The sequence below is a fragment of the Bradyrhizobium sp. Leo170 genome, assembly GCF_004296405.1.
GTDB lineage: Bacteria > Pseudomonadota > Alphaproteobacteria > Rhizobiales > Xanthobacteraceae > Bradyrhizobium.
Window position 1 is genome coordinate 44,237 of record NZ_PSRR01000004.1, and the last position, 25,049, is coordinate 69,285.

Sequence of the window (25,049 nt, forward strand, 5' to 3'; positions counted from 1 at the left end):
CGAACAGTAGACACCGCAATGAGGTCATGTTAATCAGACTAAATAAAATTGAGCAAGGTTGAAATGTGAAGGCTGCAGCGTTCGACTATCTCAGGCCAGCCGGTCTCGGCGAAGCGCTCGCGCTGCTCGCGACACACAAGGACGATTGCAAGATCCTGGCGGGCGGCCAGAGCCTGGTTCCGGCGATGAATTTCCGCCTGGCGCGGCCCGCTATCCTCATCGATATCAACGACCTCGACGAACTGGATTACCTGCGCGCGGACGCCGATCAGTTGAAGATCGGTGCGCTGACGCGGCACGCCGCGTTCCATCGGCCGGTGGTCGAGGGGCCGCTCGGCACGCTCTTGGCGAAGGTCGTGCGCCACATTGCGCATTATCCGATCCGCCAGCGCGGCACCTTCGCGGGAAGCCTGTCGCACGCCGATCCCGCCTCGGAATGGTGCCTGGTCGCGACCACCCTTCGCGCCGAAATGGTTGCGAAGAGCGCGCGCGGCGAACGGGTGATCGCAGCAAGCGATTTCTTCCACGGCACGTTCACGACCGCGCTCGAACCTGACGAAATCCTGGCCGAAATCCGCCTACCGCTGATGACGCCGGATTGGCGCGTGGGCTTCTACGAATTCTCGCGGCGCGCCGGCGACTTTGCCTTGGGGATGGCGGTGGCGGCGACAAGGGTTGAAGACGGCACGATCCGCGAGGCCCGGCTGGCTGTCGGCGGTGTCGCCGATCGCGCGATCCGCCTTGGGCTGCTGGAAGATCAGCTTGTTGGGAAGCCTGCGTCGCTTGCGATCATCGATGCCATCGCCCGCGAGGCGCGTGGCATGATCGAACCGAACGGAGACATCCATGCCTCGCCCGAGTATCGGCGCGATCTGATCGCCGCTTCCGTCAAGCGCGCATTGACCGAGGCGCTGGCATGAACTGGATTGGCCGACGGCTGCCACGATTGGAAGATCCGGCGCTGCTGAAAGGCGGCGGCAGCTATGTGGCCGATCGCGCGGCCAAGGCGGCCGCCGTCAGTTTCGTGCGCAGCCCGGTCGCGCGCGGAACGATCGTCGATATCGAGATCCCATCTGATGCAACGGTCTTCACCGGACGAGACCTCGTCGACGTGAAGCCGATCCGGCCGATCCTGCATCGGCCGGACTATGTCGCGATCGGCCAGCCCGTCCTGCCGATCGATCGCGTCAGCTTCTGCGGGCAGGCGCTCGCGGTCGTCGTTGCCGACGACGCGGCGCTGGCGGAGGACATCGCCGAGCAGGTGTTCGTCGATATCGACGTCGCGGATGCCATCATCAATTTCGAAACCGCGCTCGCCCCCGATGCAACGCCGGTCCATCCCGAAGCTGCATCTAACGTGCTGGTCGAAGGGCGCATGAAGACGCAAGGGCTCGACAAGGTCTTTGCGGACGCCGCCGAGATCGTCGCGCTGGACGTGCGCTCGCACCGCCAATCGGCGGCGCCAATGGAGAACCGCGGCGGGCTCGCCGAATACGACGCGGGATCGGGGCGCGTCACGCTCACAGCCTCGGTGCAGATGCCGCATATGCTCAGGACCGGCATCGCCGACACGCTGGACATGCCAGAGTCGGACTTGCGCGTGATCGCGCCCGATGTCGGCGGCGGCTTCGGGCAGAAGATGTCGCTATTTCCCGAATATGTCGTGCTGGTGTGGCTGGCTCGTAAACTGAAGCGGAGCGTCGCCTGGATCGAGGACCGCCGCGAAAATCTGCTCGCCTCCGCCCATAGCCGCGACCAGGCGTTCAGCCTGCGCGGAGCCTTCGCCAAAGACGGCAGGCTGCTCGGGCTGGAGGCGGATTTGCGTTCCAACATCGGCGCGTTCTCCTGCTATCCCGTGACCTGCGGGGTCGAGCCGCTGATGGCCTTTGCCGAACTGCCGGGCCCCTATGATTTCGCCGAATACGGCGTTCGCTCGCGCGGCGTGACCACCAATACCTGCATGATGGCGCCGTATCGCGGCGTATCGCGGCCGACGCTGACCTTCTCCATGGAACGGATGATGGATGTCGCGGCGAAACGGCTCGGCATCGATGCCGCCGAGATCCGCCGCCGCAATCTGATCAAGGCGTTTCCGCATCGTTCGCCGACCGGCCTTGTCTATGACGAGGGAAGTTATCTGCAGGCGATGGAGGTCGCAATCGATGCCGCGGACCTGCCGGCGTTCCGGGCGCGGCAGTCGGCGTTGCGCACGCTCGGGCGCTATCTCGGCGTCGGCATTTCCGTGTTCAGCGAGCGGACCGGCTACGGCACGCCGGCCTATGCCGCGCGCGGCATGGACATCGTGCCGGGCTACGAGATCGTCGATTGCTCGATGGACCCTTCGGGCGACGTCGTGCTGCGCATCGGCTCGTCACCGCATGGCCAAGGCCTGAAGACCAGCCTTGCGCAATTGGTGTCGGACGAGCTCGGCATTGAGCCGCACCGCATCCGGATCATCTCCGGCGATACCGATGCGACGCCCTATGGCTGGGGCACCTTTGCCAGCCGTTCGATGGTGATCGCCGGCGCTGCCTCGAAGCTCGCGGCGGGAAAGATCGCGGTGAAGCTCAAGACCATAGCCGCGACCTTGATGGAAACATCATCAGACAATATCGAATTGAAGGACGGCTGGGCGCGGGTGAGCCATTCCAACCAGGCCATGGAGATCGGCGCGCTGGCGCGGGCCGCCTATCACCAGAGCCATCGCTTCGAGGGGCTATTGCCCGGACTGCATGAGAACGCGGTCTACGATCCCGGCGGCACGTTCTCGAATGCCTGCCATATCGCTTTTGTCGAGGTCGACATCGAGACCGCCGGCGTTCGCGTCGATCGCTTTCTTGTCGTCGAGGACGCCGGCGTCCTGATCAATCCGATGATCGTCGACGGCCAGATCACCGGAGGCGTCGCGCAAGGCATTGCCAACGCGCTGTTCGAGGAGATCGTCTACGACGACACCGGCAATCTGCTGACCGCGTCCTTTGCCGACTATCTGCCGCCGACCGCGGCGGAGATCCCGGAGATCGAGATCATGCACATGGAAACTGTCTCGCCCGAAAGCGTGACCAAGGCGAAAGGCGTCGGCGAGGGCGGGGCGATCGGGGCGCCGGCGGCGGTCGTCAACGCGATCTGCGATGCGCTGTCTCCCTTCGGCATCGAACTGTTCGAACTGCCTGCAACCCCGCAGCGCATCCGCGAGGCGCTGCGCCGGGCCGGAGGTGCGAGCTATGCCTGACAAGCGCGACGTTACCCTTGCCGTGAACGGCAAGACTTACGCAGTATCGATCGAGCCGCGCCGGAGCCTTGCCAACGTCCTGCGCGACGATTGCGGGCTGACGGGCACGCATCTCGGCTGCGAGCATGGCGTCTGCGGCGCCTGCACCGTGCTGGTGAACGACAAGCCGGTCCGCTCCTGCCTGATGTTCGGTGTGCAGGCTGAGGGCAAGACGGTACGCACCGTCGAGGGACTGGCCGACGGCGAGACGCTGCATCCGCTACAGCAGGCGTTCTGGGAAAATCACGGCTTGCAATGCGGCTTCTGCACCCCGGGCTTCCTGATGCTCGCCGCCGGCGCGCTGCAGGAAAATCCTGATATGTCCGACGACGACATCAAGGACGTGCTGTCGTCGAACCTCTGCCGCTGCACCGGCTATCAGAACATCGTCAAAGCGGTGCGGCTGGCCGCGCGCGAGATGCGGGCGAGAGCGCGGGCATGAGCTTTGTCGGCCGCTCGCTCAAGCGGATCGAGGACCGTCCGCTGCTGATGGGCCAGGGCGCGTTCGCCGCCGACTGCAACTGGCCGGGCCAGCTCCACATGCGCGTGGTGCGTTCGCCGGTCGCTTTCGGCCGCATCCTTGGCATCGAAACCGAGGAGGCAGCCGCGCTCGAGGGCGTCGTCGCGATCTGGACCATTGCCGATCTCGACGATCTGCCGCCGATCGATTTCCGCCAGATGGGCCTCGAGCGGCTCGCGCCATACCGGCAATTCGTGCTAGCGCGCGATTATGTGCGTTATGTCGGTGAGCCTGTGGCTGTGGTTATCGCCGTCGATCCCTATGTGGCCGAGGATGCGGCCGATCTGGTGTTTTGCGATGTCGAGGAACTGGAGCCGCAGCTCGATGCGACCGCCGAGCCGATGGCGTTCATGCCCGATGTTCACCCCGGATTGATGTCCGAGCCGGCGGTGATCCGCCGCGGCTATGGCGATCTCGACGCGGCCTTTGCCCGCGCGCACAGAGTGGTCGAGTTGGAGGTGAAGATCGGGCGCCACACCGGCGTGCCGATGGAGACGCGCGGCGGGTTGTGCGTCTACGACGGAGACAAGGATACATTCACACTCTACGGCGCCGCCAAGGTGCCGCACTATAACCGCGACGCCATCAGCAGGATGCTGGGCCTCGCGCCGGGACGGCTCGAGCTCAGCGAAGGCCATGTCGGCGGCGGCTTCGGCATTCGCGGCGAGCTTTACCCCGAGGACGTGCTGGTCTGCGCCGCGGCGCTGCGGCTGCAGCGTCCGGTGAAATGGATCGAGGATCGAAGGGAGCATCTGCTCGCCGCCAACCATTCGCGCGACCAGGTCTATCGGCTCAAGGCCGCCGTCGACTCGAGCGGATTCATCCTTGGCCTGAAGGCGGATTTCTTCACCGACCAGGGCGCCTATGTCCGCACCCACGGCACCACGGTCACCGATCTCTCGGCGGGCCTGCTGCCGGGCCCTTATGTCATTCCCGCCTATGGTGTCGCTGGCCATATCCGGCTCACCAACAAGACGCCGGCCGGAACCTATCGCGCGCCCGGCCGCTACGAATCCACTTTCGCGCGCGAGCGGCTGATCGACGCGATCGCCGTCGAGCTCGACCTATCGCCGGTCGAGGTGCGCCGCGTGAACCTGATCGGCGAAGCGGCGATGCCGTTCGATCGCGGCTTCGAGACGCTCGGAACCAGGGTCGTCTACGACTCCGGCAAGTACGCCGATCTGCTCGAACGCGTGCTGGCGCATCTCGACTATGATCGGCTGCAGCAACAGCTCGCTGAACGTCGGAGTGGCGGCGAGCTGGTCGGCTTGGGCCTTGGCTATTTCGTCGAGAAGAGCGGTCTCGGTCCGCAGGACCTGGTGCGGATGAGGCTCGACATGCACGGCGATATCGAGATCGTCACCGGCGTTGCCTCGGTCGGACAGGGCGTTGAGACCGCGCTGGCGCAGATCTGCGCGGAGACGCTGCAGGTGCCGATCGAGCGCATCCGCGTGATCCATGGCCAGACCGACCGGATCGAAATCGGCTTTGGCGCCTTCGCCTCGCGCGTCACCGTCATGGCGGGCTCCGCCGTGAAGATCGCTGCCGAAGCACTGCGTGCCAGCGCGCTGGAAGTGGCGGCAAAGCTGTTGCAGACCACACCGGAGGTGCTCCGCCTGTCGAACGGCATGATCGAGACCGTCAATGGCAGCGCCTCGCTGCTGCTTGGCGATGTCGCCGCGCATCTCGAGCAGACGGGCGGGTTGACGGGCGAGGGGCGTTTCGCTTCCTCGCACATGACCTATCCCTATGGCATCCACGCCGCGCAGGTCCGCGTCGATCCCGCAACCTGTGCCGTCACCATTGAGCGCTATGTGGTCGCCTACGATGTCGGGCGCGCCGTCAATCCGATGCTGATCGAAGGCCAGATCGTGGGCGGCGTGGCGCAGGGCGTCGGCGGCGCGTTCCTGGAAGAGTTCGTCTATGACGAGAACGGCCAGCCGCTAGCGGCGAGCTTTGCCGATTATTTGATGCCGACTTGTCACGAGGTGCCGGAGGTCGAAGTGCTCCTGCGCGAGGATGCGCCGTCGCCGCTCAATCCGCTCGGCGTCAAGGGCGCGGGCGAGGGCGGGATCAATGCGGCTGGCGCGGCGCTCGCGGGTGCCATCGACGCCGCCATCCAAAAGCCCGGCGCGGTCGCGCAGCTTCCGATCACGCCCGGCCGCCTGCACGCCATCTTGCGCGGGGGCCGATCATAAGGGGGCCTCAGTCGCGATCGAGGTTGAACCAGAGCGTGCGGACCTTGGTCTTGCCGTGGTTCCAGAGCTTGTGCTTGCGGCGCGAGCTATAGGCGATGAGATCGCCCTGCCGCAGCACGTGCTTGATGCCGTCGACCTCGACGGTCAGTTCTCCCTGCAGCACGAAGCCATATTCGAATCCGTCATGGGTGATCGGATGCTCGGCGCTGCCGGTATGCGGGGCATATTCGTTGACGGCGACCGAGACGCCGCGGCTGCGGTCTTCCCGCATCAGCCGCCGCACGACATGCTGCGCGGTCTCGACGACGCGCGCCTCGGACGCGCGCACCACGATCTTCTCCTCGGCAAGGCTGCCGCTGACGAGCAGATCCGACATCGTGACGCCGAGCGCGCTCGCGATCACGATCAGCGATCCGATCGAGGGCGAGGCGCGTCCGCGCTCGACCAGGCTGAGCATCGAAGCGCTGAGGCCGGAGACGTCGGCAAGCTCCTGCAGCGTCAGTCCGCGCGCCTGCCGCAATTCGCGGATGCGCACGCCGATGGCGGCGAGCGTGTTCGCGGTGGTCTCGGCGATTTCCTCCGACAGATGGGCAAGATCGGCGTTCGCCTCGGTCTCGGATTGGCTCATGTGCTGACGCTCCCGGCGCCGTTCGTCCTGGTCTTCGCAAAGAAGACGTTGCGTGTCCTGTGATTTTGAATATACTAAAAATACTTTAGTTTGGATCAAAAAATAGGCGGCGATGGCCAATCTCTCGTTTTCCCAGGTTCGAGTCATCGACAGCGCCGCCGGATGTCCAGAAATACCGATCGTAGAGGGCGAGGGCAACGCGAAGGTTGTGCTGTCGCGGCACAATGGCGCGGCGTTCCGCAGTTTTCAGCTCGTGTCGCTGCAGCAGAATGCGCGCACCATCGACCTCAGCCATGCGTCCGACTGCGTGTACTACGTGATCGCGGGCGAGGGCGCGATCGTCGATACGGCCGGTGGCTCGCGCCACGAGGTCGCCGAAGGGCACATGGTCCATATCGATGCCGGCGATCGCTACCGCATCGAGGCGGGTGCAGCCGGCATCAAGGTGATCGGCGGGCCGTGCCCGGCCGATGCCAGTCTCTACTCAATGATCGCAGCGAGCTAGACCATGGCCATTCGCCTGTTTCATCGCGACCATCCGACGCTGCGCTTGCCGCTGATCTCCAAGGACGCACGTTTCGTGATCTGGCCCGGCGTTGGCGCCTGGCAGGCAAATCTCAACTATGTCTGCCTCGAACCTGGCGAGGCCAACGTTCCCCATATCCACACCCAGTCGGAGGACACGATCTTCATCCTCGAAGGCGAGGGGACGATTCACGACTACACCAACAACATCTCGCTGCCCTTCCACGCCGGCTGCATCGTCCACGTGCCCGTGGGCGTCAAGCATGCGGTCGCGGCCAATCGTGGCAGCCATATCGTCAGTGTCGGCGGTCCCTGTCCGGCTGACGTTCCGCTGCTGAAAAAAGTCGGTGCGCTGCCGGCGGATGCGACGCCGCCGCTATCGGCGTAATCGGGCCGGCGCATGAAGCTGGGCTCCGCGGCATGGATGAACTGGTCGAGGTGATGGGCGATGTCGCCAGCGCCAGCCTTGCACGACACTAGCCGTCCCGTGTTCCAGCGCGAATACTACATTGTGACCCTCAGCGACGACTGCCGCTCCGTGTGGCGGTGGGAAATCAAGCGCAGAGGCGCGCCGATGGGCGTCAGAGTGACCGGAGATGGATATTCATCCCAGCGCGCGGCGGAAGAGGCCGGAAAGCACGCCCTCGCGGAATTCCTCCTTGCGGTCGCTTCCGAGCAGAAGCGCGGATGAGATGATCGCGTCGACGTGTGCTCGGAACGGATCGATCAGCCAGACCTCTGCGCCTGCTCGGCGAACCGCCGGTCTTTTATCGCAGGCCCTGGCAAATCAAGAGGGCTGCGGTGTCACACCGCAGCCCTGAAAGCAGATACGGTCGCGACTACATCTGAAAGACTTACTGGCAGGGATACCGCCGGCCCTTTGCCACGTACGTATTCGACGCTGGATCGTAGGAGCGGTAGCGCTGCGCGCAAGATGCCGCGTGCTGCTGGGCGGCGGCGGCTTCCTGCTGGGCGGCGGCAGTGGCTGCACCGGCCGCGATGGCGCCGCCGATGAGGCCGCCGACCAGTCCGCCAACACCGACGCCGTTGTCATAGCACTGTCCGTAACGGCACCAGACCTTCTCGGTCAATGCCGGGACCGCGGCAGCAAGACCCGTGCTGGTCTGTAACGGAGCCGAAATCGCGGAGGCTGAAAGCACCACGGCACCGGTGGTGGCCATCAAAACGACTTTCAAAATGTGATCGGTTCGCATCGAATCTCCTGCTTCATTCCTGTGGGCGCAGGTCGGCGCCTGCCTCCCGATTCCTGAACATGGATTACGGGCTCGCCTGGCCTCGGCCCGGGCGAGACCGTATACGCACGGCCGGTTGCAATTCGCGCGTCAGCATAAGTTCACAGATGGGCGGAGTTTATTGGCCGGCTGCGTCCACGACGCGGCAGAGGTTATTGCTGACACCTGGAGCCAATTGTCCTGGCGGCAAGGTGAAGACCGCATCGACGCGGCTACCTCTGCCTTCCTTGCGGACGACGACCTGCAACGTTTGTGGTCGGCCGGATCCGGTTGTCTCTTGCTGAGTGGTCAGCGTGCCAAGCTTCTTGTCCACGTTCACACCGACAAAGCCCTCTGCCAGAACGGCCCGGGAAACCTTGTCAAGGGCGACACTGGGATTGACGGACGGGAAAATCATCCAGGTCTTGTGGGTCATGCCCGTCACCATCGGAACGCCGCTGCTCTGGAAGTGCTCTGCGCAGCTATCGGCCAGCGCAGGCATAGACGACAGAACCATGAGCGTGAACACGCAAGTTATTCTTGTAAGCATGCTTTCATAACCTGTTGGAGTAAGTCGGGAGGATTGCGACCAAACGCGCCGTAAGTCCATCGATGCCTTCGCATTCTGGATGGAGGCATTCGGATTTTGGCTAGTGCACGGAGTGATCCTGCAAGCGATCGGCGATCTGGCCGACGTAGGAAACGCCGACGCTCGCCTGCGACGTCACGCGCAGGTCGAGCCCGCCTTCCATGAGCGCCGCGAGAATGGATCAGCGCTTTTTCGGAATAGAGGCCCGCGAATTAAATCAAATCTTAGCTTTCGCGGCTCGGTTGCGCGATCTGGATGTTTCGTTCGACAATTGGATATTGAGAGAAAGAATTGATAGAAGGAGAGCTCGACCTGAATTGACCAAAGCTGTTCTAGCGTGGTGACGCGGGTCTGTGCCTCTGGCGGACGCCCTGAACGATGGATACTCGGTCTGATGGGTGAGATCGGTTCGCGTCCAGCAAAAGTCCAATGGTCAGGATTTGCATGATCGAAGATACACTCGCTGCACCTCCCACGCGATCAGGATCTTCGTTTCAGGAGTTGCTTGAAATACTCCAACCTCACGGGATCAATGCCCGCTCCTCGCCGAGGCCTAACAAATCATTTCGTTGGCATGCGGATGTTGCAGTTGGAGCAGGAATTGACGTCGTAAGGGCGGAACTTTCTGCTGGTTGGGATTGGCGCTATTCATACGAGAATTCATCGGGAGAGCTTGCAATAAGCTTGCTGAATGCCGGCAAGGCCGAAATGCTCATTGCAGGAAGGAACGTGCAACGAACACCCTCTGAAATGGCCATCGTGTCACTTCCAACGTTGCAAGAGCAGAGGGTCGAAGCGGTGGACGGAAGATACTCAAGTGTAACGCTAACGTTGCATACGAGTATGGTTACAAAGGTGCTGTCTGCGACGTTCGGGAGCACAGCACTGGAAGATCTCAATTTGACACCAACAGTCGATTTGTCTACGGGCGCCGGGCAGACCCTTTTTCAGCTTGTTCGTGCCAGCACGACCGGCTTGTATGACGGGATCCTGGCACGCTCTCCGAAAGCCAGCGCTCTGCTATCGGAAGCTGCGATACAGCTCATCCTTGAAAATGTCCCCCATCGGCTGATCGACCGGTTGAACCGCTACCCACTGGATGCGCCTCCTCGTTACATTCGGCGGGCCATCGAGTATATGCGGGCCAATCTTCATCTGCCGCTTACGATAGCCGATATTGCTGGGACGGTTGGTGTTAGCAGCCGATTGCTACAATTGGGATTTCGTAGAATCCATGGCACGACGCCTGTCGCCTATTTGCGAAGAATTCGACTTGAAGCGATCCACGATGAGCTATCGCGACCAGAGAACCTGCTTCCGGTAAGCGAAGTTGCACTGAAGTGGGGTTTTACTCACATGGGCCGTTTTGCGGCGTTGTACCGCTCCGCATTTGGCCTGTATCCGTCCGATACAGTCCGGCGAGCGCGAGGGGTCTGCGACTAAGAGAGTTTATGTTGCGCTCAACAGTCCGATTGGCGGGCGCGTTATGAGGCGGGCGGACGAGCTTCGGTTCTTGTCCGACTGATCTATTCGCTGTCGCTTGCGGCCTCCGTCAGTGGAAAGGCTGTGCCCGGAAGATAGAGCGTGGTCGGCCGGATCTCGTACACCGCCGTTGGATTGAACCGACGCAGGTCGCGGGCGGCTTCGATCGCAGCGTCCTCGCTGGCGCAGTCGACGACGTAAAAGCCCAGCAGTTGCTCCTTGGTCTCGGCAAAGGGGCCGTCGATCACGACGCCGGCGCCCGGACCGCGCAGGGTGCGGGCTTTCCCGGTCTCGCCGAGCCGCGCCGCCGGCCCGAGGCGGCCCTCCTTGGTCAAGCGGTCATGGACCTTGTGCAGGTCGACCATCAGCGCGGCATCTTCCTCCGGCGTCCAGGACATGACCTCCGTTTCGACGTGATAGGCGAGGATGGCATAGAGCATCGGTACCTCTCGTTGCTGGGTGGCGAGGCGAAGGACGTCTCGGGTCGGCCGAATCCGACAAATCGTCGTGGCCGGGTTACCCTTTCTGAGCCGCCGCGTCCTTCATTTTTGTGCACGATGGCCGCTCGCGCCTTGTTTTGGCCGCAAGGCGGGAATTCAACAGGCGAGCTAAAGTGTAAGCGTGTTCTGAGGTGTCCTTATGGTGGCACTTGCGGAGACTGCTCCTTCTGATCTGGTCGACGAGCTCACCGCGCATGCGGTTGCCAGCATCGAGACTGCCGATCATTTCTCTTTGCCCTTCCCACATATTGTTTTCCGCGATTTCTTCCCCGCAGATTTTTACCGGGATCTGGTACGGAGCGTTCCCACCGAAGGATATGATCCGATCACCGGCACAGGCACCCGTCTGGCGCTGCGCCTCTATGGCGAGAACGTTGAGAAGATCGATCCGTCACTGCGACCCGCATGGGCTGCGGTGTCGACCATGCTGACCTCGACCGAGGTCGAGCGCGCGGTCCGGAGCAGACTGCATGACGGGCTCGAGATTCGTGCTCGCGGCGACAAGGTGCCTCGCCCCGACGATCTGAAGCTGGTCGCGAAGCCGGTGGTCTACTGGGACAGTGACGGCTACCAGATCAAGCCGCATCCGGACACACGCAAGAAGGTTGTGACGATGCAGCTCTATTGCCCTGCCGACAGCAGCCAGGAAGCGCTCGGCACGACGCTTTATCGGGCTTCCCTCAGAGGCCTGTTTCACGTCGGCTCCTATTGCCTCGAGCCTGTGAAAACCATCCCCTTCCTGCCCAACCTCGGCTACGCGTTCGTGGTCCTGAAAGCTTATCACTCCCTGACAAAGATGAGCTGGCACGGCCGCCCGCCCATCAAGACCGATCGGCCTCGGATATCCATCCTCAACACCTTCTATATGAGTGAGGATGTCGGCTTCTGATCGTTTTGCCGGAGGCTCACCAGCCAAGCCTTTCGTGCAGATTTGACTGCACGCGAACGTGCATGCAACACGTTGTTTCGTCGTGCTTTTTGGTGCTGAGCGATGGAGCGGGTGAAGGGAATCGAACCCTCGTATTCAGCTTGGAAGGCTTTGGGCGGCTGAACACTTTCAATGCCCGTTCGGACAAATCGCCTCAAAATCCTTCATTGCATGCAAACGGCTTTTTCGCCTTGTCCGAACAGACGACGGGTGCGGCATGCCGGTAACCGAGGTCTGGACATACTGCCGCCGTTGCCGCGCCAAGCTTGCGGAGCCGACCGAGAATCCGCGCTCGTCGTTCTGCTGTCGAGGCTGCTATCGGATGTTTTTCGCGGCCAAGTGTCTGGTCTGCGAAGGCACCATGAAGCGCAACGCGGGAAACCAGGTTGTCTGCTCCCACCCTGTATGCAGGACCGAGTTCCAGTCACTCAAGCGTCACGGCGTTCTGGGAAGCTTTGCAGGGCCAAAAACTGCGCAAGTGGGCAAGGGGTAGCGCTCAACCCCGTTCTGCTTCCGGAATCACTGAAAATACAGAGGGGCGCGAACGCGTCGAAAGCGACCGACCCTGCCGTATCGCGGCGGGTTCAGCGCTGCCCCCCGTCCAGTTCCGACTGGTCACCGTCGGAGCCGCCTTCGGAAACTGCCCCTTCGAACAAGACCGCAAGCTCAATAGGCGCCACTGGCTCGACGCCGAGCGTAACGAGATCGAGGCGGGCGGCTACTTCGAGGATACCGAGTGGCGCGCGGCGGCCAGCTCTGACGCAGTCGGATGTTTCATCGCCAGCCGTGAGAGCGCGAATGGATGACATCCCCGCTCATTCCCGAGATCCTGCTCATCGAGAGGAGTTGGGGTGGCGCCTTTTTCCCGAATTCACCGCCGCTCATACTCGAGCAGCACTACGAGCAACGCCTCCCGCGGCAAACGGAAGGCGTTGGAACTTGGGCGTCGAAATCTTTGGAAGGACTCGATCATGCCATTTGTGTGCAAACAAAGCAAGCGCGCTGTGAGCTGCCCCCTCAATCTGAGGGCCAGCGATGGCGTATTATTGGGACAGCCAGACCGAGCGTGACCGGCCGCCAGGATTCCACTGGCGTTCGAGCGGATTATCCGAGGCGCTTGGGTTAGACCCGGCCGATCGCGCGCTCGAGTCGCTGCTCACCGAGGCATGCTTGGCTGCTGAGGACGGCTGCGCGGTCTCGTATTCTCGATCCAAAGACTTCTATGCCGGCATCGGCCGATATCACGGCACGGGTTGGAGCTATCGCCGCGTTTTGCGCAGCGCAGCCGAAGCGACAAGGCTTGGGCTAATTCGAGACTACCGCGTTCCTCCCGGAAATCGCGGCTGGCAATCTTGGCTAGAGGCCACGGAGGAGCTGATGGGCGTTTGGCGAAGTCGACCGCAAGCGCTGCACTATAGCCCCGGTGACCCAATAGTGCTGCGCGACGCCAACGGCGACAGCACCGGCTACCAAGACACCGCCATGACCGCGCGTCTGCGGGGAGAACTGCGCGAGGTCAATGACATGCTCTCGTCGATCAAAATCGAGCTCGACGGCGTGGCCTGGCGAGGCCGATACATGGTCTTCACCAGTGCCAACGGGGCCCAAAGCTTCATCCGGCCGGTGCCAGGCAATCCAGTGCGGCGGATCTTCGCCCGCAGCTCGTTCAAGCTCGGCGGAAGGGCCTACGGCTGGCACCAAAACATTCCGAAGGAGTGGCGCAAGCGCATCACAATCAACGGGATGACGACGGCCGAACTCGACTTTCGCGCGATGCACTTATCCATGCTCTATAACGAGGCCAACACGCCGATGCCGGCGGGCGATCCATATGCAATCCCAGGATGGCAACGCGTCGACGTCAAACTCGCCGTGAATATCGCGCTCAATGCCGCGACGACGCAGGGCGCAATCGGTGCGCTCAGCCAGGCCGCGGGCTTCTCAGCGCCGAACGACAGGACGAAGGCCGCCGAGGTCATTCTTGCTGTCCGCGCCAAGCACAACCCTATTGCCGGCGCCTTCGGCTCCGACGCAGGCATTCGCCTAATGCGCCGAGACTCCGACATCATGATGCGCGCGCTGAAGGTTCTCAACGCCGACGGGACACCAGCGCTGCCGGTTCATGACAGCTTGGTAGTGCCGCAGCGCCACGCGGGGACCGCAGCAGCGGCAATGAGCCGAGCGTGGGCAGAACTATCAACAGGGCCAAACACAGCCCGGATAGGATAACCCCCCGGAGGAGAAAGGGGGGAAGGAACCCACTCCGTTATGTAGGTACAAAGTCGAAGAGCCTTAATCCGATCAATGATTTCACGCGCAATGGAAGGATCGCCGTGAAAATCTACTTCACCGAGATCGACAACGTCATGATGAAGGACCCGGACGACTTCATCCTGCTAATGTTCTTGCGCCGGCATCACTGGGGCCGCCCGTTCTACATCGCCAAGGAGATGCACGCCGCATCCAGCCCGAGGCTGCTCGAGGAAAGGAGCTGCGCCGGTCAAAAAGGGAATGCAGAAGCCTCACCGAGTTCGTGAGGCAAGCGCCAATCTCTCTCAAAGAAGACCATCGTAGCCCTGGAAAAATAGCTACTGAGAACGCGGAAGGGCCTTCGTCTCGCTTGAGAAAACGGGCAGAATGGGCACGGGGTCCATCGAGATCGCGTGAGAAGACTGAATGAGTGTGACCTTGCGTCTGATTGCCGCGGTTCTCACCACTTCGGTGCTTCTGATTCCGAGAATTGCATACGCCGAATTGATGGGACACGGCGGACCTGTACGAGCGATTGCTGTTTCAGGCGATGGTGCGACGGTCCTGTCGGGAAGCTTTGACACTGCCGCGATCCGCTGGTCGCTCACGACCGAAGCCGCGGAGCAAGTGCTTCGGTTTCATTCGGACGCGGTGAACGCCGTTGCGTTTCTCAAGGACAGGAGAGTGGCAACGGCGGGCGCGGATGGACGCATCGCGATCTGGACGGCAGACCGGCAGGACCCTGACAGAGTCTTTGAAGGCCATACGGGGCCAATCGTTGCCATTGCCGTCTCGCCGGATGTGTCGACAATCGCATCCGCCTCCTGGGACGGTACGGTGCGGCTTTGGTCACTGTCGGATGGCACGTCGCGCGTGCTCGAGGGGCATTCGCAGAACGTCAACGGCGTTGCCTTCACACCTAACGGACGGTCGGTCGTGAGCGTGGGCTACGACATGACGGCACGGATCTGGCGCCTGACGGATGGTACGTCCGAGATTGCCACGTCGCCGGCACCATTGAACGCAATTGCGATCGCGCCAGATGGCGAAATCGTCACAGGCGCGGCGGACGGTAGGCTCCGCATGATGACCTCCGACGGGAAGGAGAGCGGCGACGTCGCGGCCAGCGGCACGCCGATCGTGGCCTTGGCGATCTCGGGTGACGGCACCTTGATTGCCGCGGCCGGCGTTCGCGGCACCGTGTCGATCGTCGATCGCAAGGCGCGCAGCACGCTGCGCAAGCTCGTCGGTCCTAATCTGGCGGTCTGGTCGGTCGCGTTCCTGTCCGATGGCGCGACGCTCCTGACCGGTGGCGCTGACGGCAAGATCAGGCGCTGGAATGCACTGACCGGCGATGCCGTCGGCTCGAACGTGTTTGGTACATCGACCGATCCGCTCGCCGCCTATGCCGGCGATCACGGCGCCGAAATCTTCAGGGCCTGCGTCGCCTGCCACACGCTGTCGGAAACCGAAGTCCAGCGTGCCGGTCCAACGCTTGCCGGGATTTACGGCCGAAAGATCGCCTCGCTGCCGGGCTATCGCTTTTCCGAGGCGCTCAAGACGATGGACATCGTCTGGACGCCGGAGACGGTCTCAAAACTGTTCGAGATCGGACCGAATGCCTATACGCCCGGCACGAAGATGCCGGAGCAGCATATTGGCTCAGCCGAGGACCGCCGCGCGCTCACAGACTTTCTGGCGCGTGCGACGTCGAAGTAGCAAGTCCTGGCCTGTGTCGAGCAAGTTCACGGCCGAGGGAGGCGCCTGCAGCAGCTTGTGCCCAAACTGTGCCGCCGCGTCGAAGCCGGCGGGTAGCCCCGGGACAGGCGGCTCGCCTTCTACCACGCCTTCATTGGGGATACCCGAGAAGATCTCAGCCATAAAGTGCCAAGTATCGGTTTTTGAGGGCGAAGCAGAACTCGTCTGCTTAAGCAATGCATTGCCGTTCTTGACCCAACCCGGACATGGCCGGGCAACTTTGCTGTGACGCACAAGACATTCCCATTCGGTGATGTGTTAGAGTGCCTCCTCGCCTAAGGGAAGACCTGTGAGGCGGCGCAATTTCATTGCGGTCGTTGGCAACGCCGCCATCGAATGGCGGCTCGCGGCGCCTCGACATGGACGCCACGGTCGCATCGTAACCGTAGTGGGAGGAAATGTGGCCATGCGCAAGGACATCGAATTCAAGACCGAGGACGGCATCAAGTTGCGAGGCTGGCACTATCTGCCAGAGAACCGAACCGGCAAGGTGCCTACCATTGTTATGGCTCACGGCTTCTCCGCCGTGAAGGAAATGTATCTTGATCGCTTTGCGGACGCCTTTGCCGCGGCCGGGCTTGGCGTTTTGGTGTTCGACAACCGCAATTTCGGCGCCAGCGACGGCGAGCCCCGACAGGAAATCGACCCCTGGCTACAGGTTAGCGACTATCGAGACGCCATCACGTTTGCCGAAGCACTGCCTGAGACGGACCCCGCGCGCATCGGTATTTGGGGCTCAAGTTACAGCGGTGGTCATGTGATGGTGGTCGGGGCAATCGATCGACGGGCAAAATGTGTAGTGGCGCAAGTCCCGCTCGCCAGCGGTCACGACAATGCACGTCGCCTAATTCGAGCCGACTACCTTGCCGGGGTGCAACAGATGTTTGTCGACGATCGTCGTGCTCGCATGGCCGGGAAGCCGCCGGCTATGATTCCAGTGGTGGCCGAAGATCCGGCGGCGCCATCCGCCCTCCCTACACCGGACAGTTGGAAATGGTTCACCGAGACTGCTCGCAGCCGTGCGCCCTCCTGGAAGAATGAGGTTACCCTCCGCTCTATCGAGATGTTCACCGAATACGAGCCCGGAAGTTATGCCGCCTTTATTAGCCCTACGCCACTGATGATGGTGGTTGCGCTTGGTGATGTCCTTACGGTCGCGGACCTGGCCCTGGGGGCCTATGAGCGGGCGCTTGAGCCTAAGCGTCTCGTGACGCTGACCGGCGGCCATTTTGACGCCTACGTGAAGGATTTCGAAGCCTCCGCCGGACCAGCGACCGAATGGTTTACACAGCACCTGCTTGCTAAGTAGCCGACCAATAATCGTCCGGCTCGCGGCGATGCCTCAGAATCGCGTGCCTCCATGTTGGGCCAGAACGGTGAGAGTCCCGATTCTGGCCCATCAGCGAAGTGGCGGCACATGTCGTCGAGGTCCGCTCAGCGGGGTGGAGCCGACTAGATTTGCTCACCTTGAGTTCTTCGCATTTTGACCCAACTGAGACGTTGGCGCCCTGGTTTACTGTTATGCAAGGCGCGGCAAGCGCTGTGGCAGACTGCAACGCTGGGGCGAGAGGAGCACACGCGACGGCAGACGTTCATTGCGGGCATAGCGGTCATGGCAGCCCTGAGCTTAGCTCGACCGGCTTGCGCTGAGACCGACGCTAGCGGCCATAAAGCGGATTGCGATTGTCCATCCCAGCGAACCGCCCGAGCAACTCCGAGGTCTTGCCACGTCGCGGACTCGAGGAGCTTGGAAGCGACGTGCGCGCGGGCACCGGTCTCGATGCGCTAACGCGCGAAGATGCCTTGCTTGGCGATGGTTTCGACATGGCGTCTGTCCTGTCCCTCGGCGGGAGGCGCATCAAGACCGCAACTTCCAATCTAGGCGATCTTGGCGACGCGGCCGAGACAGGCCGCACCTGCGCCACAGGTGCGCCCTATTGTCTTCCCTTTGCCCCCTTAATGTGCGCGCCAAGTCGGGGATCTGCAGTCGGAATTGAATGGGGAAACCGCGGCGGCGCGGCTGGCGACATTGAAGATTTGGCAAGCAAGCTGTGTTGCCGGCGCGCTGACCGCGATTTCGCTTGCCGCGATTTATCAGATCGCGGTATCGCGCCCGAGCGTCGCAACGCCGAATGCGAGAGTTGCTGATGCATTCAGCGCCATCCCACTGAACGTGACGACGGTCCTGACAAACGCCCTCGCAGCGTTGCCCGCCTCGGTCATCGAGGCGAAATTCGATACAACATCATCGGCTAATGCGATTGTTGCGGCGGAATTCAGCGATGCACCGGACGCGGTGATGCTGTCCGATGTGACCCGTTCGCTGCGACAAGGACGAATGTTGCAGGCCAGTGCCAGCCTTGAGGCTGTGCCGCCTGAGAACGAGGCAACGCCACAGCAGGGCCGTCCGCCTGCTTCGCCCAATCCGGACGAAGGCGAACTGCCGTATCTGAAGTACTACGTCTACTCGGAAATTCCGCCGCCGGAGAAACCCGCGAAGATCGCTCTAGCGGCATTGAGCGACGTTCCGCTCGGAACGCCCGTCCAGGAAGTCGAACGCGCGGCCAAGGCGTTCGGTGTCGATGCCAATTTCATGAAGGCGGTCGCCAAAATCGAATCCGATTTCAATCCCAGGGAACGCACCGGCTCCTATGTCGGTCTGTTCCAGCTAAGCAAGTCTGAGTTCGGCAAATACGGATCGGGCGACATCCTCAATCCTCGCGACAACGCGATGGCTGCCGCCTACAAGTTCGTCACCGAGGCTGTTCTATTCGAAGTAATAACTCACAAGCAGCCGACGTTTTCCGATCTCTACCTGATCCACCAGCAGGGCGGGGAAGGAGCCGCCGAACACGTCAGCCATCCGCAGCGGATTGCCTGGAAGTCGATGTGCGCAACCCAGGAGGGCTCGGCGAAGGGCGAGCGATGGTGCAAGCGCGCCATCTGGGGCAACACGCTGCCGGCGGTCAAACGCGAATGGAAGTCGGTCGATCGCCTCACCTCGGGCGCGTTCGTGGCGATGTGGCGGGACCGCGTCGACACCCTCTATGCCCGCTATCCAGCGCCAACGCTGGCGGCGGCCGAACGCTTGAGATGACAGTTTGCGACTGCCCACACGTCGTTTCGTCGGGAAGGTGTGTCGGCACTCTTGGGAGTCCAGTCTCCGACGCCGGAGAGAGGGTTGCGTTCCGCTCAGAGATCGGGTGGTTGCTCGGCCCCCGGCGGTCGGATTGATCTCAAGACCTCGACCGGTGCTGCTCCGAGGCCCGGGCTCCTAGATTCAGAAGCAATCATGTCGGCTGATGGCCCCGTCTGAGACCTTCCGGCCGACTCCGAATATGTCCGCTCGCTGGGCCTGACCGGAAATCATCGTACCGGGAGCGAAAGGGCGCCTGTTGACCCCAAACGGACATGCCGCAGTAGTCGCGACGAAATGGCGAGAGCATCCACGACGCCACCGACGAGCTCCAGAAGCATCTCGACAGGATCGAAGAAAGCAAGACCTGAACCCTCCTGACTTTGGCGCCAACCCACCGCCGCCGCACTGTCGCGCATTACGGTATGCGAAAGGCGATGCTGTTTCACCTCGTCGGTCTCCCGGTTTATGGGCCTTCGCCGCTTAATTCTTTTGATGTATCACCCTTCATCCACTTGAACACACTTGGCTGTCGGCGCGGAACGGCGTGTAGCCCATTAGGCTACTAGTCGCCGCGGTGTCTGCACTTCTACTATCGGCACCTCCAATTTCGATCAGGACTGGGATCATGAACACGCAAGCCGACGCCAAGGCTTCTTTCCGCAAGTGCCATCCCGAGCAACAGAGGACCTTCGATCATGACGATGGCCATACCGATTTCGGCCCGCTTGGAGGGGAGGTCTATGACGATCGTGGGCCAGCGGTCACAATGCCAGTGTCGGTCACCTATCGTGGCATCGACGTGTTCGATCACCACCATGTCTGGGACGAGCGTGGTGGTGGGCATCAACATCACCAAAGCCCGGATGGCCTGCTCGCCGTAATCGGCGGGGGCGCGATGGCCGCGGGCGAGGCCTCTGACGTTACCGGTTTCGTCGACAACTTTGCCGAGGACAGGGGCGACTATTCGATCGCAATGGGCAAGGCGATCTTCGAGGCGTCGGCCTACGGAAGCAATCCAGGCGGCGCGCTCGCTGCCGCCGACACTTATCTTGATGTGTCGGGTGCCGATTTCGTCTTCGAGCACGAAATCGGCCAATCGGAGCGTGGACCCTACGATGCCTGGGCGCGCTCGGAACTCGACTACTTCTCGATAGATATTCATGGATGGTCGCCGCCGCACGGGACGATCGTCATCGACGTGGATCAGCCCTTCGGCCACGGTCAGCCGATCGGGCAGGACCCGTTCTATGGCAACTTCGCGCAAGTGCTCGCACTGGCCGAGGCGCACGGCGCCGACACCTTGTCCGCCACCTTTACCAATGCACTTACCATCGAAAACCACTTCTCGTTCGTGAATGCGGTGGGAATCGTGGCGCTCTAGCCGCGCGCCCACCCCTAGAGGATCGGTTCCTGGCACACATGGAGATTGGCGATGGCCGGAAGCATCAATACGTTCCTCGTTGACGTCTCCAGCACGGCCCTGGCGCTGGGCGATCAGACGATGACCGATACGGTAGCCAGCACGGCAGCGTGGCCCGGCGCCGCGATCGGCTACGCGGCGGCTGTCGCGGTGGCCCAGGACACCGCGCCCGGCACACCAGAGACTAGCGCCACAACGGACGTCATCGCGACCGGCGGATACATGACGAGCTCGCAGGGCAGCCACTGGTCGATTGATTTTCCGTATGGCCCGACGCCCACCTCTGTTGATGTCTCCCTGACGTTCGTCTCGACTCACGGCGCTGGCGACGCCTTCTCCGGGTATGACCTGGTGAGTTCGTCGCTGCACGGACTGCTGTAGCCGCAGCCATGCAATCTGTATTTCGGCCGGCAGCGCTGAAGTCGCGCGAGACGAGTTCTTGCGTTGAAACGCGGCAATGCGATCTGCACATCGTCCGCCATCGGCCGTCCCGCAGTCCCAAAGATGATGTCGCCGCGGTCATAGGCTACGCCAGAAGACCAATCAGTCGAATGAACCTTTGATGCCGCAAATCGCGGTCCGTAGCCTCCGCATCTGCGGAGGGCCGCAGTCATTGCGTGTGCGGCTGATCAACGCGAAATCAACACGAACAGGAGAGCTATATGGCAGCCTCTTTCCTTGACTTCACCAAAGCGGTGCATATTGCCGACACCGTCGACATCGATAAGTCGATCTTCACCGAGTCGTTCGCCCTTTTCAACTCAGCCCTTGGCAATGCGACCGCTGATGCGATGGGCGCCTGGACGCACACCGAGACCTTAGCCGTCCAGGGGATGGGCTCCAGTTCCGCTTCGGAGTCGGTGTCCCAGGCCAACCCGGTGGATTTTAACTTCGTAGTCTAATAGGCGGGTGATCGCTTTGAGCGAGCCGGCAGCAGTCGATCTGCTGCCGGCGCTCAGCGCCGACCCCAGTCGACGTATGCAAACGGCGCACGGTTCGGCAACTCCAATGCAGCTAACTAGAGCTCCGTAATGCGCAAGCGTTATCAAGCTGGTGGCCGGATAGTTCATTTCGAAGTCGACGACGGTTCGGAGTCAATCATCATCGAGCTGTCGCGAGCCAGCCTATGTAGCAATGCCGATTTGATCGTCCGCGATAGTCGCGCACGCGCCATCGCCGCTGGATCGGGACGGTCCTCGAGTTCGTCGAGAGCGGCGACTGGTGGTCCGGCTGGGGCTGGTGAGGCTGAGGCCATGGCAGCTGCCAGCCGCCGGTACGGCTTCAAGCTGTCCAAGTAGGTCGCCCAGGGACGGCCAATCTGCCGCTTTCGCGTAACTCCTTAGTCAAGCCGGCCGGAGATGAAACATGCGGCAGAGATCGTCCGACAAAACTGGCTCCTCAGGTCGCGAATCGAGCGGCCCGACTGACCTTCAATGTGCCGTCAGAGCCTGCCGTTCGGCCTTCCGCACTTGCGCGCTCTTCAGCCTCATCATCAACGTGCTGATGCTTGCGCCGCCGGTTTACATGCTTCAGGTCTACGACCGCGTGTTGACCACCGGCCGGATCGAGACCCTTGTGATGCTCACCCTGATGGCGATGATCGCGATTGCGATGATGTCCGCGCTCGATGCCTTGCGGACTTGCGTCACGATTCGCGTCGGTTGCTGGCTGAACGAGGAGCTCGGACCAGCTTACCTGGCTTGCGCCGTGCGCGGCCGACTGAATGGGGATCCCTCCGGCCTCGAGCACCTGCGCGACATCTCCCAGATCCAGAACTTCATCGCGACGCAGGGGTTGTCGGCCTTCTTTGACGCGCCGTGGGTCCCCATCTTCGTCGGCCTGATCTGGATCCTCCATCCTATGCTCGGAGGCGTAGCGATCTTCTCGGCGGTGGTGCTGTTCCTGTTGAGCATCGCCAACGAGGTCGCCACCCGGAAGTCGACCGCGACGGCGAACAAGAAGCAGATCGAGGCGACGCTAATGGCGGAGGCGACCATCCGCAACGCCGAAATCGTGCAAGCCATGAACATGCTTCCTGCGATGACCCAGCGTTGGGCCAGGATCAATTCGACGGTCGTCGATAGCCTGCGCAGGTCAGGCGACGTTGGCGGCTTCGTGCTGGCCACCACCAAGTTCGTCCGTTTATTTGTTCAGGTGGCCATCCTCGGCGTCGGCGCCTGGCTGGTGGTCGAGTCGAAACTGGGTGCCGGCGTGATGATCGCCGCTTCCATCCTGCTCGGACGCGCGCTCGCGCCAGTGGAGCTTGTCATCTCCATGTGGCGCAACTTCATGGGCGCCCGCTTTTCCTATCACCGCCTGAAGAAAGCCATCGAAGAAAATCCGGCGCCCCGGCGCCGCACGGTGCTTCCAACCCCCAGCGGCAAGGTAGTCGTCGAAGACCTAAGCTACATCGCGCGCAACACCGGGCAGCTTATACTCAGCAAGGTGTCATGCGCTGTCGAGCCGGGCGAGGCGTTGGCGATCATTGGTCCCTCCGGCGCGGGCAAGAGCACGCTGTGCCGGCTGATGGTCGGGCTGGCAATCCCCGACGTCGGAGAGATCCGGCTCGATGGCTCCCCGGTCCACCACTGGGACAGTGAGCAGATCGGCCAACACATCGGCTTCCTGCCGCAGGATGTCGAGCTGTTCACCGGCACGGTTCGCGAGAACATTGCCCGCATGCAGGTGGCGAACGACGAGGCGATCCTGAAAGCGTCAAGGCTTGCCCATGCCCACGAAATGATCCAGCATCTCCCGCAAGGCTATGACACACACATTGGCGATGGCGGCGTGCGGCTGTCCGGTGGTCAGCGCCAGCGAATAGGACTGGCCCGTGCCGTATTTGGCGATCCGCGATTCATTGTCCTCGACGAGCCCAACGCCAATCTCGACCAGGCGGGAGAGACCGCACTCGTTGAGGCGATAGAAAACCTCAAGCGTTCCCGCGTCGCTCTGGTCCTGGTGGGACACCGGCCGTCCACGCTGTCGGTCGCGGACAAAGTCCTCTTCCTGAAGGAAGGCCACGTCGTCATGTTCGGCGAGCGCGATAAGGTGCTCGAGGAACTAAAGGCGCGGGCAGGCGAGTTCATCCCTCAAGGTGGCGATCACGAAGGGCCCCGCCGGCTTTCGTCCGGTCGCAGCCCGGCAAACGAGAGCGACCACAACGCCAAGGCTATGGCGGGTGTCTCATGACCTATCACGTCGAAAGGATTGCACCGCTGTATACGCGGCTTTCCCCGGTCAGCGTGACGTTCGGTCCGCATAAGCCTGACATCCGGCGTCCCGCCCGCTACGGCAAGGTTCTGATCCTGATTTTCGTCGTTATCTTCGTGGGATGGGGTGGCTTGGTCTATCTCGACGGCGGTGCGGTCGCGCCCGGCGTGATTAACCCGGACAGCGGCAAGAAGACCATCCAGCATCTGGAGGGCGGCATTATCGCCGAGCTGCCCGCCCGCGAGGGGCAGGCGGTCAAGATGGGCCAGACGCTCGCCGTCCTCGAGAGCACCCAAGCGCGCGCCACGCACGAAGCGCTGGTGCAGCAACGGCTTTCCCTGCTCGCCAGGCAGGCGCGACTGGACGCCGAAAGGGCAGGAGAGAGCCACATCCAGTGGCCCCCGGAGCTGCGCTCATCGGATCAGCAGATCAGGGATATCGTCGTGGCACAGCAGAAGGTCTGGGACGCTCGACGCTCCACGCACGCAACGCGTCGAGACATCCTGGCCCAGCGCGTCGAGCAGCTGCTGCAACAGATCCAAGGCTCCGAAGCACAAGTCGAAAGTGCGTCCCGGCAGATCGAGTTCATTGGCGAGGAGCTGAAGGCGAAGGAATATCTGGTCGCACGTGGGATGATGCCCAAGCCGGAGGCGCTGCGGCTGAGGCGCGCTGAGGCCGAGATCGTCGGAAGGCGCGGCGAGCACGTCGCAGAGATCGCACGGGCCCGCGAGAAGATCGGCGAAGCGAAAATCCAAATCCTCTCGGTCGAGGCCGAGCGGGCCGATCAGATCGCAGCCGAGCAGGACAAGGTTCGCGGCGAGCTCGCGGAGGTGAACGAGAAGCTGCAGGCCAGTGCCGACGTAGTCAAGCGTACCGTGGTGATCGCTCCCGTGAACGGTACCGTGGTCGACATCAAGTTCAGGACGATCGGCGGAGTGGTTCAGCGAGGCGAGCCCATCATGAGCATCGTGCCCGAAAGTGATGAAATGATCATTGAGGCGCGACTGCAGCCGAGGGACGTCAAGGCGGTGCATAGCGGCCTCGAGGCCAAGGTCCGGTTCACTGCCTATTCGAGCCGCAATGTGCCTAACGTTCCAGGCACCGTCCGGACGGTCTCCGCTGACCGCCTCATGGATGAAACCAAGCATCAACCCTATTATCTTGTGCGCGTCGCGGTTGACCGGGAACTGATGAAGACGCTGGCGCCGAGCGTCGATCTCATTCCAGGCATGCCCGTGGAAGTGCTGGTTGTAACCGAAAGGCGGACGATGCTGGACTACCTCGCCAAGCCGTTCCGCGACGCGCTATGGCGAAGCTTCCGTGAGACTTGACGATGGCTCGGGACGAACGTGACTGGGCGAAACCATAAGGGGGCGGAACCTACGAGCCGCCTACT

General features: G+C 62.2%; 23 protein-coding genes. 18 read left to right on the top strand and 5 right to left on the bottom strand.

Going from position 1 to position 25,049, the window contains the following annotated elements:
* The first annotated feature begins 65 nt into the window (after nucleotides 1-65).
* From CWO89_RS01450 to CWO89_RS01465, 4 genes are read left to right on the top strand one after another with little or no spacing between them, the layout of a single operon-like run.
* Nucleotides 66-920 carry an FAD binding domain-containing protein gene (locus CWO89_RS01450; RefSeq protein ID WP_130576898.1) on the top strand — a complete coding sequence of 285 codons (855 nt, stop codon included), beginning with the start codon at nucleotides 66-68 and terminating at the stop codon, nucleotides 918-920.
* On the top strand, nucleotides 917-3,232 hold the full coding sequence (locus tag CWO89_RS01455) for a xanthine dehydrogenase family protein molybdopterin-binding subunit (RefSeq protein ID WP_130576899.1): 2,316 nt from the start codon (nucleotides 917-919) through the stop codon (nucleotides 3,230-3,232). Before CWO89_RS01450 ends, CWO89_RS01455 begins: the two co-directional genes overlap by 4 nt.
* Nucleotides 3,225-3,713, top strand: a complete 489-nt coding sequence (locus tag CWO89_RS01460; protein ID WP_130576900.1) for a (2Fe-2S)-binding protein — start codon at nucleotides 3,225-3,227, stop codon at nucleotides 3,711-3,713. Before CWO89_RS01455 ends, CWO89_RS01460 begins: the two co-directional genes overlap by 8 nt.
* Nucleotides 3,710-5,989 (top strand): xanthine dehydrogenase family protein molybdopterin-binding subunit, encoded by a 2,280-nt coding sequence (locus CWO89_RS01465; RefSeq protein ID WP_130576901.1) that lies wholly within the window; start codon nucleotides 3,710-3,712, stop codon nucleotides 5,987-5,989. The genes CWO89_RS01460 and CWO89_RS01465 overlap by 4 nt, the downstream gene beginning before the upstream one ends.
* Before the next feature lie 7 nt (nucleotides 5,990-5,996).
* Here CWO89_RS01465 and CWO89_RS01470 read toward each other — a convergent pair whose 3' ends face one another.
* Nucleotides 5,997-6,617 carry a helix-turn-helix domain-containing protein gene (locus CWO89_RS01470; protein WP_165420946.1) on the bottom strand — a complete coding sequence of 207 codons (621 nt, stop codon included), beginning with the start codon at nucleotides 6,615-6,617 and terminating at the stop codon, nucleotides 5,997-5,999.
* A 112-nt stretch (nucleotides 6,618-6,729) separates the two neighbouring features.
* On the opposite strand from CWO89_RS01470, the gene CWO89_RS01475 reads away from it, so the two are divergent.
* Nucleotides 6,730-7,122 carry a cupin domain-containing protein gene (locus CWO89_RS01475; RefSeq protein ID WP_130576903.1) on the top strand — a complete coding sequence of 131 codons (393 nt, stop codon included), beginning with the start codon at nucleotides 6,730-6,732 and terminating at the stop codon, nucleotides 7,120-7,122.
* A 3-nt stretch (nucleotides 7,123-7,125) separates the two neighbouring features.
* Nucleotides 7,126-7,530, top strand: coding sequence for a cupin domain-containing protein (locus CWO89_RS01480; RefSeq protein WP_130576904.1), 405 nt, complete (start codon nucleotides 7,126-7,128; stop codon nucleotides 7,528-7,530).
* 466 nt (nucleotides 7,531-7,996) lie between these two features.
* On the opposite strand, the gene CWO89_RS01485 is transcribed toward CWO89_RS01480, so the two are convergent.
* The gene (locus CWO89_RS01485) at nucleotides 7,997-8,356 is read right to left on the bottom strand and encodes a BA14K family protein (RefSeq protein WP_130576905.1); all 360 of its coding nucleotides are present in this window, start codon (nucleotides 8,354-8,356) and stop codon (nucleotides 7,997-7,999) included.
* A gap of 157 nt (nucleotides 8,357-8,513) precedes the next feature.
* On the bottom strand, nucleotides 8,514-8,903 hold the full coding sequence (locus CWO89_RS01490; RefSeq protein ID WP_463700729.1) for a hypothetical protein: 390 nt from the start codon (nucleotides 8,901-8,903) through the stop codon (nucleotides 8,514-8,516).
* Between the two features lie 504 nt (nucleotides 8,904-9,407).
* Here CWO89_RS01490 and CWO89_RS01495 point away from each other — a divergent pair.
* Nucleotides 9,408-10,406 carry a helix-turn-helix transcriptional regulator gene (locus CWO89_RS01495; RefSeq protein WP_245475637.1) on the top strand — a complete coding sequence of 333 codons (999 nt, stop codon included), beginning with the start codon at nucleotides 9,408-9,410 and terminating at the stop codon, nucleotides 10,404-10,406.
* An 83-nt stretch (nucleotides 10,407-10,489) separates the two neighbouring features.
* Here the strand turns inward: CWO89_RS01495 and CWO89_RS01500 are convergent, their stop codons facing one another.
* Complete coding sequence (locus CWO89_RS01500; protein ID WP_130576906.1) at nucleotides 10,490-10,885, bottom strand: YciI family protein; 396 nt, start codon at nucleotides 10,883-10,885, stop codon at nucleotides 10,490-10,492.
* Between the two features lie 199 nt (nucleotides 10,886-11,084).
* Between CWO89_RS01500 and CWO89_RS01505 the strand changes: the two genes are divergently transcribed.
* Nucleotides 11,085-11,834: a hypothetical protein gene (locus tag CWO89_RS01505; RefSeq protein WP_130576907.1), complete on the top strand. Its 750-nt coding sequence runs from the start codon at nucleotides 11,085-11,087 to the stop codon at nucleotides 11,832-11,834.
* Between the two features lie 623 nt (nucleotides 11,835-12,457).
* Here CWO89_RS01505 and CWO89_RS01510 read toward each other — a convergent pair.
* Entirely contained in the window at nucleotides 12,458-12,682 is a 225-nt protein-coding gene (locus tag CWO89_RS01510) for a hypothetical protein (protein ID WP_130576908.1), read from the bottom strand.
* Between the two features lie 361 nt (nucleotides 12,683-13,043).
* Here CWO89_RS01510 and CWO89_RS01515 point away from each other — a divergent pair, with 361 nt between their 5' ends.
* From CWO89_RS01515 to CWO89_RS01560, 10 genes are all read left to right on the top strand, one after another.
* The gene (locus tag CWO89_RS01515; protein ID WP_130576909.1) at nucleotides 13,044-14,102 is read left to right on the top strand and encodes a hypothetical protein; all 1,059 of its coding nucleotides are present in this window, start codon (nucleotides 13,044-13,046) and stop codon (nucleotides 14,100-14,102) included.
* Between the two features lie 104 nt (nucleotides 14,103-14,206).
* A complete protein-coding gene (locus tag CWO89_RS01520; protein ID WP_130576910.1) occupies nucleotides 14,207-14,410 on the top strand; it encodes a hypothetical protein in 204 nt (67 codons plus the stop codon).
* 139 nt (nucleotides 14,411-14,549) lie between these two features.
* Complete coding sequence (locus CWO89_RS01525) at nucleotides 14,550-15,842, top strand: c-type cytochrome (protein WP_130576911.1); 1,293 nt, start codon at nucleotides 14,550-14,552, stop codon at nucleotides 15,840-15,842.
* A 445-nt stretch (nucleotides 15,843-16,287) separates the two neighbouring features.
* Nucleotides 16,288-17,190: an alpha/beta hydrolase gene (locus CWO89_RS01530; protein WP_130576912.1), complete on the top strand. Its 903-nt coding sequence runs from the start codon at nucleotides 16,288-16,290 to the stop codon at nucleotides 17,188-17,190.
* A 684-nt stretch (nucleotides 17,191-17,874) separates the two neighbouring features.
* On the top strand, nucleotides 17,875-18,978 hold the full coding sequence (locus tag CWO89_RS01535) for a transglycosylase SLT domain-containing protein (protein ID WP_245475638.1): 1,104 nt from the start codon (nucleotides 17,875-17,877) through the stop codon (nucleotides 18,976-18,978).
* Between the two features lie 667 nt (nucleotides 18,979-19,645).
* A complete protein-coding gene (locus CWO89_RS01540) occupies nucleotides 19,646-20,401 on the top strand; it encodes a hypothetical protein (RefSeq protein ID WP_130576913.1) in 756 nt (251 codons plus the stop codon).
* Between the two features lie 51 nt (nucleotides 20,402-20,452).
* Entirely contained in the window at nucleotides 20,453-20,821 is a 369-nt protein-coding gene (locus tag CWO89_RS01545) for a hypothetical protein (RefSeq protein WP_130576914.1), read from the top strand.
* Between the two features lie 281 nt (nucleotides 20,822-21,102).
* On the top strand, nucleotides 21,103-21,342 hold the full coding sequence (locus tag CWO89_RS01550) for a hypothetical protein (RefSeq protein ID WP_130576915.1): 240 nt from the start codon (nucleotides 21,103-21,105) through the stop codon (nucleotides 21,340-21,342).
* A gap of 463 nt (nucleotides 21,343-21,805) precedes the next feature.
* Nucleotides 21,806-23,632 (top strand): type I secretion system permease/ATPase, encoded by a 1,827-nt coding sequence (locus tag CWO89_RS01555; protein WP_130576916.1) that lies wholly within the window; start codon nucleotides 21,806-21,808, stop codon nucleotides 23,630-23,632.
* 53 nt (nucleotides 23,633-23,685) lie between these two features.
* Entirely contained in the window at nucleotides 23,686-24,984 is a 1,299-nt protein-coding gene (locus tag CWO89_RS01560; RefSeq protein WP_245475642.1) for an HlyD family type I secretion periplasmic adaptor subunit, read from the top strand.
* The last annotated feature ends 65 nt before the right edge of the window (nucleotides 24,985-25,049 follow it).

Excerpts from the sequence above, each read along its gene's own strand:
- CWO89_RS01495 (WP_245475637.1), top strand. The coding sequence starts at position 9,408 with ATGATCGAAGATACACTCGCTGCACCTCCCACGCGATCAGGATCTTCG.
- CWO89_RS01545 (WP_130576914.1), top strand. The coding sequence starts at position 20,453 with ATGGCCGGAAGCATCAATACGTTCCTCGTTGACGTCTCCAGCACGGCC.
- CWO89_RS01505 (WP_130576907.1), top strand. The coding sequence starts at position 11,085 with ATGGTGGCACTTGCGGAGACTGCTCCTTCTGATCTGGTCGACGAGCTC.
- CWO89_RS01525 (WP_130576911.1), top strand. The coding sequence starts at position 14,550 with ATGAGTGTGACCTTGCGTCTGATTGCCGCGGTTCTCACCACTTCGGTG.
- CWO89_RS01510 (WP_130576908.1), bottom strand. The coding sequence starts at position 12,682 with ATGTCATCCATTCGCGCTCTCACGGCTGGCGATGAAACATCCGACTGC.
- CWO89_RS01480 (WP_130576904.1), top strand. The coding sequence starts at position 7,126 with ATGGCCATTCGCCTGTTTCATCGCGACCATCCGACGCTGCGCTTGCCG.
- CWO89_RS01530 (WP_130576912.1), top strand. The coding sequence starts at position 16,288 with ATGCGCAAGGACATCGAATTCAAGACCGAGGACGGCATCAAGTTGCGA.
- CWO89_RS01540 (WP_130576913.1), top strand. The coding sequence starts at position 19,646 with ATGAACACGCAAGCCGACGCCAAGGCTTCTTTCCGCAAGTGCCATCCC.
- CWO89_RS01485 (WP_130576905.1), bottom strand. The coding sequence starts at position 8,356 with ATGCGAACCGATCACATTTTGAAAGTCGTTTTGATGGCCACCACCGGT.
- CWO89_RS01555 (WP_130576916.1), top strand. The coding sequence starts at position 21,806 with ATGCGGCAGAGATCGTCCGACAAAACTGGCTCCTCAGGTCGCGAATCG.
- CWO89_RS01475 (WP_130576903.1), top strand. The coding sequence starts at position 6,730 with ATGGCCAATCTCTCGTTTTCCCAGGTTCGAGTCATCGACAGCGCCGCC.
- CWO89_RS01455 (WP_130576899.1), top strand. The coding sequence starts at position 917 with ATGAACTGGATTGGCCGACGGCTGCCACGATTGGAAGATCCGGCGCTG.
- CWO89_RS01470 (WP_165420946.1), bottom strand. The coding sequence starts at position 6,617 with ATGAGCCAATCCGAGACCGAGGCGAACGCCGATCTTGCCCATCTGTCG.
- CWO89_RS01460 (WP_130576900.1), top strand. The coding sequence starts at position 3,225 with ATGCCTGACAAGCGCGACGTTACCCTTGCCGTGAACGGCAAGACTTAC.
- CWO89_RS01500 (WP_130576906.1), bottom strand. The coding sequence starts at position 10,885 with ATGCTCTATGCCATCCTCGCCTATCACGTCGAAACGGAGGTCATGTCC.
- CWO89_RS01465 (WP_130576901.1), top strand. The coding sequence starts at position 3,710 with ATGAGCTTTGTCGGCCGCTCGCTCAAGCGGATCGAGGACCGTCCGCTG.
- CWO89_RS01550 (WP_130576915.1), top strand. The coding sequence starts at position 21,103 with ATGGCAGCCTCTTTCCTTGACTTCACCAAAGCGGTGCATATTGCCGAC.